General features: G+C 68.1%; 9 protein-coding genes. 8 read left to right on the top strand and 1 reads right to left on the bottom strand.

From position 1 onward, the window contains the following. Nucleotides 1–27: 27 nt before the first annotated feature. The 4 genes from E0W80_RS14635 to E0W80_RS14620 all read left to right on the top strand — a co-directional run bounded on the left by E0W80_RS14635 (nucleotide 28) and on the right by E0W80_RS14620 (nucleotide 5,792). Nucleotides 28–1,155, top strand: coding sequence for a thiamine pyrophosphate-dependent dehydrogenase E1 component subunit alpha (locus E0W80_RS14635; RefSeq protein WP_131493541.1), 1,128 nt, complete (start codon nucleotides 28–30; stop codon nucleotides 1,153–1,155). An 11-nt stretch (nucleotides 1,156–1,166) separates the two neighbouring features. After that, a complete protein-coding gene (locus tag E0W80_RS14630; protein ID WP_047524248.1) occupies nucleotides 1,167–2,132 on the top strand; it encodes an alpha-ketoacid dehydrogenase subunit beta in 966 nt (321 codons plus the stop codon). 122 nt (nucleotides 2,133–2,254) lie between these two features. After that, on the top strand, nucleotides 2,255–3,595 hold the full coding sequence (locus tag E0W80_RS14625; RefSeq protein WP_131493539.1) for a dihydrolipoamide acetyltransferase family protein: 1,341 nt from the start codon (nucleotides 2,255–2,257) through the stop codon (nucleotides 3,593–3,595). A 199-nt stretch (nucleotides 3,596–3,794) separates the two neighbouring features. Continuing rightward, nucleotides 3,795–5,792 (top strand): BCCT family transporter, encoded by a 1,998-nt coding sequence (locus tag E0W80_RS14620; RefSeq protein WP_081997088.1) that lies wholly within the window; start codon nucleotides 3,795–3,797, stop codon nucleotides 5,790–5,792. A gap of 36 nt (nucleotides 5,793–5,828) precedes the next feature. Here the strand turns inward: E0W80_RS14620 and E0W80_RS14615 are convergent, their stop codons facing one another. Next, entirely contained in the window at nucleotides 5,829–7,049 is a 1,221-nt protein-coding gene (locus tag E0W80_RS14615) for an ROK family protein (protein ID WP_131493537.1), read from the bottom strand. Between the two features lie 101 nt (nucleotides 7,050–7,150). On the opposite strand from E0W80_RS14615, the gene E0W80_RS14610 reads away from it, so the two are divergent. The 4 genes from E0W80_RS14610 (at nucleotide 7,151) to E0W80_RS14595 (ending at nucleotide 12,034) form a co-directional block, all read left to right on the top strand. Then, a complete protein-coding gene (locus E0W80_RS14610) occupies nucleotides 7,151–8,470 on the top strand; it encodes an extracellular solute-binding protein (RefSeq protein WP_131493535.1) in 1,320 nt (439 codons plus the stop codon). After that, the gene (locus E0W80_RS14605) at nucleotides 8,467–9,405 is read left to right on the top strand and encodes a sugar ABC transporter permease (protein ID WP_047524204.1); all 939 of its coding nucleotides are present in this window, start codon (nucleotides 8,467–8,469) and stop codon (nucleotides 9,403–9,405) included. Before E0W80_RS14610 ends, E0W80_RS14605 begins: the two co-directional genes overlap by 4 nt. Continuing rightward, the gene (locus E0W80_RS14600; protein WP_131493533.1) at nucleotides 9,405–10,283 is read left to right on the top strand and encodes a carbohydrate ABC transporter permease; all 879 of its coding nucleotides are present in this window, start codon (nucleotides 9,405–9,407) and stop codon (nucleotides 10,281–10,283) included. Before E0W80_RS14605 ends, E0W80_RS14600 begins: the two co-directional genes overlap by 1 nt. 62 nt (nucleotides 10,284–10,345) lie before the next feature. Beyond that, nucleotides 10,346–12,034 carry a glycoside hydrolase family 13 protein gene (locus E0W80_RS14595; protein ID WP_131493531.1) on the top strand — a complete coding sequence of 563 codons (1,689 nt, stop codon included), beginning with the start codon at nucleotides 10,346–10,348 and terminating at the stop codon, nucleotides 12,032–12,034. Nucleotides 12,035–12,091: the final 57 nt, after the last annotated feature.

Raw genomic sequence — 12,091 nt, 5'->3', positions numbered from 1 at the left:
GCATGCGGGCGCGGGTAGCGTGAGAGCGTGACCACCTCCGAGACACCCCTTGTGAGCGTTCTGGACGAGACCGGACGGTTCGCTCCGTCCGCCGCCGCTGAGCGATACCTTCCCCTGATCGAGGCGATCAGCGATGCCGAGCTCGAGCAGTTCTACCGGGACATGGTCGTCATCCGTGCGATCGACACCCAGGCGACGAACCTGCAGCGACAGGGGCAGCTGGCGCTCTGGCCGCCGAGCCGGGGACAGGAGGCGGCGCAGGTCGGCTCCGGTCGTGCCGCCCGAGCGCAGGACACGATCTTCCCCTCCTACCGGGAGCACGCGGTCACTCGCATCCGCGGCGTCGATCCGGTCGACATCATCAAACTGATGCGCGGCGTCTCGCATGGCGGGTGGGATCCGACCGACCCGAAGAACGGCAACACCCGGCTGTACACCCTGGTGCTCGGTTCGCAGGCGCTGCATGCGGCCGGCTACGGGATGGGACTCGTGTTCGACGGCCGCACCGGAACCGGTGAGGCCGACCGTGACGAAGCGGTCATCGTCTACTACGGCGACGGCGCTTCCAGTCAGGGCGACGTGCACGAGGCGATGGTCTTCGCCGCGAGCTATCAGGCGCCGACCGTGTTCTTCCTGCAGAACAACCACTGGGCGATCTCGGTGCCGGTCTCGACGCAGTCGCGGGTTCCGCTCGTGCAGCGCAGCGCGGGCTACGGCATCCCGAGCGTCCGCGTGGACGGCAACGACGTGCTCGCCAGTTATGCGGTCTCCCGCACAGCTCTCGATGAGGCCCGCAGCGGCAAGGGTCCGCAGGCGATCGAAGCGGTCACCTACCGGCTCGGCGCACACACCACCAGCGATGACCCGACGAAGTATCGCGGCAGCGACGAGGAGCAGTACTGGGCCGGGCGCGACCCGATCGTCCGGATGCGCGCGTTCCTCGAAGGCCGGGGAGCATCGGCGCAGCTGTTCTCCGACGTGGAGGCCGAGGCGGCGGATGCCGCGGAAGATCTGCGCGCCCGCACGGTCGAGCTGGGGCCGCCCAGCCCGGACAAGATGTTCGACCACGTGTACAGCGAGCCGCATCCGCTGATCGACCAGCAGAAGGCCTGGCGCGCGCAGTATGAGGCGTCGTTCGAAGGAGGAGCCCAGTGACCCTCGAGACGATGCCGCTCAGCAAGGCGCTGAACGCGGGGATGCGCAAGGCCATGGAGGACGACCCGAAGGTCGTGCTGATGGGCGAGGACATCGGCAAGCTCGGCGGCGTCTTCCGTGTGACGGAGCACCTGCAGCGCGACTTCGGCGACCGCCGGGTGCTCGACACCCCGCTGGCCGAGTCGGGGATCGTCGGGACCGCGATCGGCATGGCGATGGTCGGGTACCGTCCCGTCATCGAGATCCAGTTCGACGGATTCGTGTTCCCCGCGTTCGACCAGATCACGACGCAGCTCGCCAAGCTCACGAACCGGCACGAGGGCGCGATCAGCATGCCGATCGTGATCCGCATCCCCTACGGCGGGCACATCGGCGCGGTCGAGCACCACCAGGAGAGCCCGGAGGCGTACTTCGCGCACACTCCCGGCCTGCGCGTGGTCTCGCCGTCGACGCCCAACGATGCGTACTGGATGATCCAGGAGGCGATCGCGTCGAACGACCCGGTGATCTTCATGGAGCCGAAGAGCCGGTACTGGCAGAAGGGCGAGGTCGAGCTCGACGCCTCCGCTGTGCCGCTGCACTCCTCACGTGTCGTCCGCACCGGCAGCGATGTGACGCTCGTCGGACACGGCGCGATGGTCACGACGTTGCTGCAGGCCGCCGCGCTCGCCGAGGCCGAGGGGACGAGCTGCGAGGTCGTCGACGTGCGTTCACTGTCGCCGGTCGACTACGAGCCCATCCTCGACTCGGTGCGCAAGACCGGACGCATGGTCTACGCCCAGGAGGCGCAGGGCTTCGGCAGCATCGGCGGCGAGATCGCGGCGACCGTGATGGAGCGGGCGTTCTATGCGCTCGAGGCCCCGGTGCTGCGCGTCTCCGGCTACGACACCCCGTTCCCGCCCGCGAAGCTCGAAGGCACCTACCTCCCGGATGCGGACCGCATCCTCGAGGCCGTCGATCGCTCCCTGGCCTACTGACCGTCCGTCCATGTGCACAACTCAGGAAGAACTCATCCGATCTCGGATTCTCGGGCTGGTTTCGCCCAGACGCCAACGATCTTCCTGAGTTGCGAACGAGACACCAGCCGAAAGGACTCGTCATGAGCACGCAGAACTTCAACCTCCCGGACGTCGGGGAAGGGCTGACCGAAGCCGAGGTCGTGGCCTGGAAGGTCGCCCCCGGCGATACGGTCGCGATCAACGACGTGATCTGCGAGATCGAGACGGCGAAGTCCCTCGTCGAGCTGCCGTCTCCGCACGCGGGGGTGGTGGGCGAGATCCTCGTCGAGGAGGGCGCGACGGTCGAGGTCGGCACGCCCATCATCACCTTCGTGACCGATGCCCCGGCACCTGCTCCGGCTGCACCCGCTGCTCCGGCCGCGGAAGAGGGCGGCGGCTCGGTGCTGGTCGGCTACGGCACGGGCGGCGGCGCGACCTCACGTCGCAAGCGTCCGGCCGAGCGCCCGGTGCGTTCCTCGGTCGGTGTCATCGCGAAGCCGCCGATCCGAAAGCTCGCCCGCGACCTCGGCGTCGACCTCACCACGGTCGCCGCGACCGGCTCCGACGGCGAGGTCACCCGGGATGACGTCATGAAGCACGCGTCGCAGGCGAGTGTCTTCCGCAACATCGAGACCCCGGAGTGGGGGACCGTGCGCGAGGAGACCGTGCCCGCTCCGCAGGCCGCACCGGCAGGACTCGCGCGTGGTCTGGCCCCGACCCAGCCGTCGGCCGTGGGAGACGACCGCACCGAGTCGATCCCGGTCAAGGGTGTGCGCAAGGCCACCTCCTCGGCGATGGTGCAGAGTGCGTACTCGGCCCCGCACGTGACGGTGTGGAAGGAGATCGACGCCAGCCGCACGATGGAACTCGTCAAGCGCCTCAAGGCTTCGCCGGACTACGCCGACATCCGGGTCTCGCCGCTGCTGATCATGGCCCGCGCCGTGATCTGGGCCGCCCGCCGCACGCCCATGGTCAACGCGGCGTGGATCGAGACGGAGGCCGGCGCGGAGATCGCCGTGCGCCACTACGTGAACCTCGGGATCGCCGCCGCCACCCCGCGCGGCCTGCTGGTGCCGAACATCAAGGACGCGCAGGACCTCGGGATGAAGGACCTCGCGCGAGCGCTGAACCGTCTGACGCTGACCGCGCGCGAGGGCAAGACTCCGCCGGCCGATCAGCAGGGCGGCACCATCACCATCACGAACATCGGTGTGTTCGGGATGGATGCCGGCACCCCGATCATCAACCCCGGTGAGGCCGGCATCGTGGCGATGGGCACCATCAGTCAGAAGCCGTGGGTCGTCGACGGCGAGGTGCGTCCTCGGTGGGTGACCACGGTCGCCGGATCGTTCGACCACCGCGTGATCGACGGCGACGGCATGAGCCGCTTCATCGCCGACGTCGCCTCGGTGCTCGAGGAGCCCGCGCTGCTGGTCGACTGAATCCACGCCGTGCGAGCGGCAGCGTCTCACCGGGGCGTGCCGGTCCTGCGTCGCGCCTCGGGAGACGCCGGGTTGGCGCGGAGTCGTGTGTTCCTGCGCGGTTCCGCGCGGAAACCTCGCCTATCGTGAGGTCCAGTACCTCAGCCCTCGCGGGAAAGACCAGTTCGACCCGAAGAACCGGCCGTGTAAGGAGATCACGATGATCGACCGAGAACGAGACGCCGAGAGCAAGACCTCGATACCAGGGAAACCTTCGCCGAAGAAGATCCTGAAAGAAGTGACCCACCCCGCGCTGATCCCCGGGATCGGTGTGGAAGACACGCCCCGTGTGTTCAACACGAACTGGATCGTGTTCGGCGTCGCCGGTGTGCTCGTGCTGGCGGTCGTGATCTGGGGCTTCCTCGCCCCGGAGAGCATCAGCGCGGCGGGTGCCGCATCGCTCGGATGGGTGACGGACAACTTCGGGTGGCTGTTCTCCCTGCTGGCCGTGGTGACGATCGCCTTCATGTTCGTGGTCGGCTACGGCCGCACCGGCGGCGTCCGGCTGGGCGCCGACGACGAGTCACCGGAGTTCTCGACCGTGTCGTGGATCGCGATGCTGTTCTCCGCAGGCATGGGGATCGGCCTCCTGTTCTGGGGGCCGGCGGAGCCGCTGACCTACTTCATGGATCCTCCGCCGGGCTTCACGGCTGCCGAGGGAAGCCGTGACGCGATGCTCGACGCTCTCGCGCAGTCGATCCTCCATTGGGGTCCGATGGCGTGGGCGTTCTACGCGCTCGTCGGTGGGGCGATCGCCTACGCGGCGTATCGAAGAGGCCGCGCTCCACTGATCTCGGCGATCTTCCGGCCGATCTTCGGCGAGCGCACCGATGGCTGGATCGGCGCCGTGATCGACGTCTTCGCGATCATCGTGACGCTCTTCGGTACCGGCGTCACGCTCGGCATGGGCGCCCTTCAGATTGCCAGTGGTGTGGAAGTCGTCACGGGTATCGGGCCGCTCGGTAACACGGGCCTCATCGTCATCATCACGGTCCTCACGGCCGCGTTCGTCGTCTCCGCCGTCTCCGGCATCAAGCGCGGTATCCGGGCGCTGTCCAACATCAACATGGTGATCGCTGCCGTGATCGGACTGTTCATCTTCATCGCCGGTCCCACCCTGTTCCTGTTGAACATGATCCCCGCCAGCGTCTCCGCCTTCTTCGGGGAGCTGTGGATCATGCTCACACGCAACCCCGCCCAGAGCGAGGACGCCGCCGCGTTCATGTCGAGTTGGACGAACTACTACTGGGCCTGGTGGATCTCCTGGACGCCCTTCGTGGGAATGTTCATCGCGAAGATCTCCCGCGGTCGGACGCTTCGGGAGTTCGTCACCGTCGTGATCGTCGTGCCGTCGATCGTGTGCGTCGTCTGGTTCGGGATCATGGGCGGGACCACGATGCTGTTCGAGTCCGAGGGGCGTGGCATCGCGGAGGCGGGGTCGCCGGAAGCGATCCTCTTCGCGGTTCTCGGCGAGCTGCCGTTCGGCGTGGTGCTCTCCGTGCTCGCGATGATCTCGATCATCCTGTTCTTCGTGACCTCGGCGGATTCCGCTGCGATCGTGATGGGCTCGATGAGCCAGCGCGGCAAACCGGAGCCGTCGACCTGGGTGACGATCACGTGGGGGCTTCTGCTCGGCGCGGCAGCACTCGCGCTCCTCCTCGCGGGTGGTCAGACCGCCCTGTCCGGACTGCAATCGATCATGGTGGTGTCGGCGCTGCCGTTCGCGGTCATCGTGATCGGCATCATGATCGCGTGGGCGAAGGAACTGCGAACGGACCCCTACATGCTGCGTCATCGATACGCGCGTGCGGCGATCGCACAGGGAGTGCGTCGCGGGATCGCGGAGCACGGCGACGACTTCGTGTTCGGCGCGACCGAGGTCGCCGCCGACGAAGGTGCGGGCGCGGGGATCGACACGGATGATCCTGCCCTGACGGAGTGGTACGAAACCGCCACCGGGCAGATCCCCGTCGTCTCGGCCGAAGACGTCACCCGGACGCTCGAGCCCGGTCGTATCCAGCCTCGGGGGCCCGGCAATCCCGCCCACACCGCCTCCGGAGACGCCTCCCTGACCGTCGGCGAGAACCGGCGGGAGACTCGACTCCGCGCGCGCCAGAAGCCGGAGGAGACGACGGGGGACGAGGAGGGTCGCGACTGACCGCGCGCCGCTCCTCCGCCTTATGCGCTCGCGGCCTTACGCGCTCGCGCGGAGGCGTTCCTCGGCGAGCCGGGGCACGGCGTACTCCCTGGCCGCGCGGCGAGCGGTCGCGACGGCTCCGCGTGAGACGACCTCGGCACCGAGCGTCGAGGCGAGGATCTCCGGTGCCGGCAGGTGCAGCTCCTCGGGGAGGATGCGCCGGGCGGCGGTCAGCACGGGCTCGATGCTCTCGGCGACCGCTCCGCACACGATGACGCGCGCCGGGTCGTACATGCTGCCGAGCACGCCGACGATACGGGCGACGGTGGCGCCGACACGAGAGGTGACCAGCTCGGCATCCGGGTCACCCGACGCGGCGAGGGTGAGCACGAGGCGGGGATCGATGCGGTCTGCTGCGACGAGGCGTCCGACCGCGCTGTCCGCCGCGATCTCGCCCTCATCCACCGCCGCCCGCACCTGATCCTCCACCGCGTAGCGGAGTCCGAACGCCGACCCGACGCCCACGATGTGGTCGAACACGACGCCCTCGCCGACGCCGCCGTGCGCGCCGTGCAGCACGTGGCCGTCGACCACCACGCCGCCGCCGAATCTCTCGCTCGCGAGCAGAGCGACGTAGTCGCGGCATCCGATCGCCGCTCCCTCCGTCCCCTCGGCAATGGCGGCGAGCTGCGCGTCGTTCTTGATCTGGACGACGGGAGCCCAGTCGCGCAGGGCCTCGGCGAGGCCGGGGTTGGTGCGCTCCCAGAAGCCGTCGGGGTGCGGAGGGGAGACGCCATCGCGGTTCACGGGCGCCGCGACGCCGACGCACAGCGCGAGCACCCGGTCGGGCGTCACCTCGGCTTCGGTGAGTGCGTCGCCGAGGCGTTCGAGGATCGTCGCGCGTCGTTCGTCGGCCGACTGCGAGGGCGTGAACTCCAGGCGGTGGTGCACGAGCGTGCGGTCGAGGGGGTCGGCCACGGTGACGGCGAGGTGGGTGTCTCCCGCATCCACGCCGATCACGACCCCGAGGTCGGGGGCCAAGACGAAGCGCCGCGAGGGTCTGCCGGAGCGGTACGCGCCGACCGCGCGGGCGTTCGGAAGCTCGCACAGCACGGCGGCCCCGACCAGGGTGTCGATCGCGTCGATGGCCGTCGAGCGGGTCAGGGAGGTGCCCGCCATCGCCTCGGTCGCGGTGAACTCGCCGGCCGTCCAGGCGAAGTCGAGGACCGCCCCCACGCTCGCGCGGCCGGTGCCCAGGTCTGCGGAGACTTCCGTCACGACACTTGACCTCCCTGTCTTCCCAATGAGAGAGTACCGTTCGACAGAGTAAATTCGCTCACTAGATTTAGTCTGTGGATTTATATATCGGAAGGACGACGGTGTCTGAGAGACGAACACGAGCGGCCCGAGCGGTGGCCGCAGCCCTGGGGGTCACCCTGGTCGGCACGGCGCTCGCCGGATGCGCCCCCGGCTCAGGAGCGGAGACCATCCGCTTCACCTTCAGCAAGCGCGAGGCGATCGAATTCATGACCGCCCTCGTCGCCGAGTACAACGCGTCGCAGAGCGACGTGCGGGTCGAGATCGACACCTCGGGCGTCGATGTCGTCTCGGCGAGCTTCGTGCGGGGCAATCCGCCCGACATCATGCTCGCCAACTACAACTACGAGATCGCCCGGTTCGTGCAGCGCTGCGCCCTCACCGATCTGTCCGAGACCGCCGCGGCCGCGGACATCCGCGACGACCTGCAGCCGCTCATGGATCAGTACGGCTCCTGCGAGGGGCGGACGAGCGCGCTGCCGTATTCGGTGATGGCCGCATCGGTCATCTACAACAAGGAGATCTTCCAGGCGCAGGGTCTCGAGGTTCCGCAGACCTGGGACGAGTTGCTCGCCGTGTGCGACCAGCTGAAGGCTGCCGGAATCGACCCGTTCTACGGCACGTTCAAGGACGACTGGACCGTGGGGCAGGGCTGGTACGACTACACCGCGGGCGGCTCGGTCGACGTGATCGAGTTCTTCGACGCCCTCGCGGACGAGGGTGCGGAGGTGGGGCCCGACTCCGAGGTCTCGTTCTCGAAGGACTTCGCCGAGCCGATGGACAAGATGATGCAGCTCGCGAACGACTACACGAACGCGGATGCGCCGAGCCGCGGCTACGGCGACGGCAACCTGGCCTTCGCCAAGGGGGAGGCCGCGATGTACCTGCAGGGGCCGTGGGCGTTCAGTGAGATCGCGAAGACCGCGCCGGATCTGCAGCTGGGCACTTTCCCGCTGCCGATGACCGATGATCCGGACGACCTCGGCGTCCGTGTGAACATGGACCTCGCCGCGATGATCCCGGAGGGCTCCCGCCACAAGGAGGCCGCCCGGGACTTCCTTGAGTTCCTCTACGAGCCCCGGAACATCGAGGAGTACAACGCCTCGCAGCTGGGCTTCACCCCGACGAAGGGGGCGCCGGCTCCGGACGACCCCCGTGTCGAGGGGATGATCGAGTACTACGACGAGGGCCAGATCTATCAGGGCCCGTCGGTGCTCGTTCCCAAGACTCTCCCGATCTTCAACTACGCGCAGGCGATGGTGCTCGGGGCCTCGCCGACCTCCATCCTGCGCACGATGGACGCGGACTGGGCCCGTATCACCTTCCGTGCGCCGATCCCCTCGACCCAGGACAACGCCGACGGTGAGGAGGGCGCATCATGAGCACCACGACGACCCCCTCGGCGTCGGACAGCACGACCGTCATCGTGACGGGCGGCGACCGGAAGCTCCGGCGGCACACGCGTCGCGTCGAGCCGATCTACTACCTGTTCCTGCTGCCCACGCTGGTGCTCTTCACACTCGCGATCACGCTGCCGGGCGTCATCGGCATCTTCTTCAGCTTCACCGACTCGATCGGCATCGGGGAGTGGAGCTTCAACGGGCTGACGAACTACATCGCCCTGTTCAGTGATCCGTCGATCCTGCAGAGCTACCTGTTCACGTTCGGGTTCTCGATCGCCACGGTCGTCGTCGTGAACGTGGTCGCGTTCCTGCTGGCCGTTGGGCTCACCTCGCGCATCCGGTTCAAGACGGGCTTGCGGACGATCTTCGTCATCCCGATGGTGATCTCGGGCATCATCATCGCCTACGTCTTCAACTTCCTGTTCTCGAACTCGATCCCTGCGGCGGGAGCGGCGGCCGGCATCCCGTGGCTCGAGACGAGCCTGCTCGCCAATCCGGACCTCGCCTGGATAGCCATCGTGATCGTCACGGCCTGGCAGGCCGTGCCCGGCACACTGCTGATCTACATCGCCGGGCTCCTGTCCGTCCCCGGCGAGGTGTACGAGGCGGCGAGCATCGACGGCGCCAGCAAGGCGCAACAGCTCACCCGCATCACGCTCCCACTCGTCGCGGGCTACGTCGTGATCAACGTGATCCTCGGGTTCAAGGGCTTCCTGAACGCCTACGACATCATCGTCGGCCTCACCAACGGAGGTCCGGGCACGTCCACCCGCAGCGTCGCGATGACGATCATCGCGGGCTTCAACGGCGGCGACTACGCCTACCAGATGGCCAACGCGACCATCTTCTTCATCGTCGCCGTGCTCATCTCCCTCCTCCAGCTGTCGCTGACGCGCGGAAGGAACGCACTCTGATGTCGACGCAGACACTCACCACCATCCCCACCTCGGGCAAGAAGCCGCGCGTGCGCATGGAGCGCGTGAACTGGTCGGGCACGGTCATCCTGATCCTGTGCGCGGTCACCGTCCTCCTGCCCCTGTACGTGACCATCTCGATGGCGCTCAAGACCACCGGGCAGGCGGTCGACGGCAACGCCTTCTCGCTCCCGGCCCCGTTCAGCTTCGACGGCTTCGTCGAGGCGTGGACGCTGACGAAGTTCCCCGTCGGCGCGGGAATCTCCCTGCTGGTCACCGCCGGTACGGTGACCGCGACGATCGTGCTGGCCGCGTTCGCGTCCTACGCGATCGTGCGCAACTGGGACCGTCGGTTGTTCCGCTACTCGTTCTTCTACCTGCTCGCGGCGATGTTCATCCCGTTCCCCGTCGTGGCGCTGCCGCAGATCCAGCTCACCGGACGCGTCGGACTCGACAACCCGTTCGGGGTGATCATCCTCGCGACCATGTTCCAGCTGAGCTTCAGCGTGCTGCTGTTCACCGCGTTCCTGCGGTCGATCCCGATCGAGCTCGAGGAGAGCGCCCGCATCGACGGCGCCACGACCTGGCAGACGTTCTGGAAGCTGATCTTCCCGCTGCTCGCGCCGATGAGCGCGACCGTCGGCATCTTCGCCTTCCTCTACGCCTGGAACGACTTCATGATGCCGTCGCTCATCATCGCCGATCCGGCGCTGCAGACACTGCCCGTGCGGCAGAACCTGTTCCAGAACCAGTTCAGCAACAACTACAACGTCGCCTTCGCCTCGTACCTGATGGCGATGGCACCCGCGATCGTGGCCTACCTGTTCACCCAGAGATGGGTCATGGAGGGCGTCACGCAGGGTGCCGTCAAGGGCTGACCACCTCCTCGAACGACACGAACCACCGGAACCACCGGAAACACAGAAGGAGTCCTCCTCTCATGACCGACGCGCTTCTCGCCGAGACCCGCACCGCCGAAGATGCCGCCTGGTGGCGTCAGGCCGCCGTCTACCAGATCTATCCGCGCAGCTTCGCGGACGCGAACGGCGACGGCATCGGCGACATCCCGGGCATCGTCTCCCGGGCCGATTATCTCCGCGACCTCGGCATCGATGCGGTCTGGCTCAGCCCGTTCTACCCCTCGGCGCTCGCCGACGGCGGGTACGACGTCGCCGACTACCGCGACGTCGATCGGCGGCTCGGCACACTCGCCGACTTCGACGACATGGTCGAGGCGCTGCACTCCCGCGGCATCCGCGTGATCGTCGACATCGTCCCGAACCACTCGTCCGACCAGCACGAGTGGTTCCAGGAGGCGCTCGCCGCCGGTCGGGGCTCGGCCGCGCGCGAGCGCTACATCTTCCGTGAGGGCAGCGGCCCCGACGGATCCGAGCCGCCGACCGACTGGGACTCGGTGTTCGGTGGCAGCGCGTGGGAGCGCGTGGCGGATGGGCAGTGGTACCTGCACAACTTCGCCGTCGAGCAGCCCGACCTGAACTGGGATCACCCCGAGGTGCGCGCCGACTTCCTGAAGACGCTGCGCTTCTGGTCGGACCGCGGCGTCGACGGGTTCCGCATCGACGTCGCCCACATGCTCACGAAGGACCTCAGCGAGCCGCTGCCCTCACGCGCCGAACTCGACGCGATGGACCGCACCTCGGGCACGCATCCGATGATCGACCGCGACGACGTGCACGAGATCTACGCCGAGTGGCGGGCGGTCTTCAACGAGTACGACCCGCCCCGCACCGCCGTCGCCGAGGCCTGGGTCGAGACCCCGGAACGCCGTGCGAAGTACGCCTCGGCCGAGGGGCTCGGGCAGGCGTTCAACTTCGACCTGCTGGTCGCCGACTTCGACGCCGCGCAGTTCCGGAGCATCATCGCCGACAACCTGCAGCAGGCGGGGGCCACCGGATCGTCGACCACCTGGGTGCTGTCGAACCACGATGTCACGCGTCACGCCACCCGCTACGGACTTCCGGCGCTGAACGGCCGTCCGGTCAAGCAGGGCACCGAGTGGGTGAAGGCCGGCGGGCCGGCTGAGGCGCTGGACCGTGAGGGCGGACTCCGCCGGGCGCACGCCGCGACTCTTCTGCTGCTCGGCCTCCCCGGCAGCACGTACCTCTACCAGGGGGAGGAGCTCGGACTCCACGAGGTCGCGCAGATCACGCCCGAGCAGCGTCAGGACCCCGGCTTCTTCCGCGGCGCCGAGTTCGACGGACTGGGCCGTGACGGATGCCGCGTGCCGCTGCCGTGGACGGCGGAGGGTTCCTCGCACGGCTTCGGTGCCGCGGGCTCGCACCTTCCGCAGCCGGAGTGGTTCGCGGAGTACGCGGTCGACGTGGAAGCGGCGGATCCGTCGTCGACACTGTCGCTGTACCGGGAGGCCCTGCGCCTGCGGCATCTGCTGCAGACCGACGAGGCCCTGGAGTGGATCGAGACCGGGCGCGACGACGTGCTGCACTTCGCCCGGCCGAACGGATGGCAGGTGGTGTCGAACTTCGGCACGGCCCCGTTCGACCTTGGTGCGGACGCCGCCGACGTGGTCCTCTCGAGTGCCCCCCTCGACGGTTTCGTGCTTCCCGGCGAGGCCACAGCCTGGATCGCTCCGGCGCGCCTGCTCGGCTAGCGACCCCCGCCTGTCGTCGAGACCCCCGTCTGGCGCCGAGACCCCCGTCTGTCGTCG

Source organism: Microbacterium sp. PI-1, assembly GCF_004337555.1.
GTDB classification, from domain to species: Bacteria; Actinomycetota; Actinomycetes; order Actinomycetales; family Microbacteriaceae; genus Microbacterium; species Microbacterium aurugineum.
The sequence above is the reverse complement of the archived record's forward strand: the minus strand, read 5'-3'. Positions and strand labels throughout refer to the sequence as shown.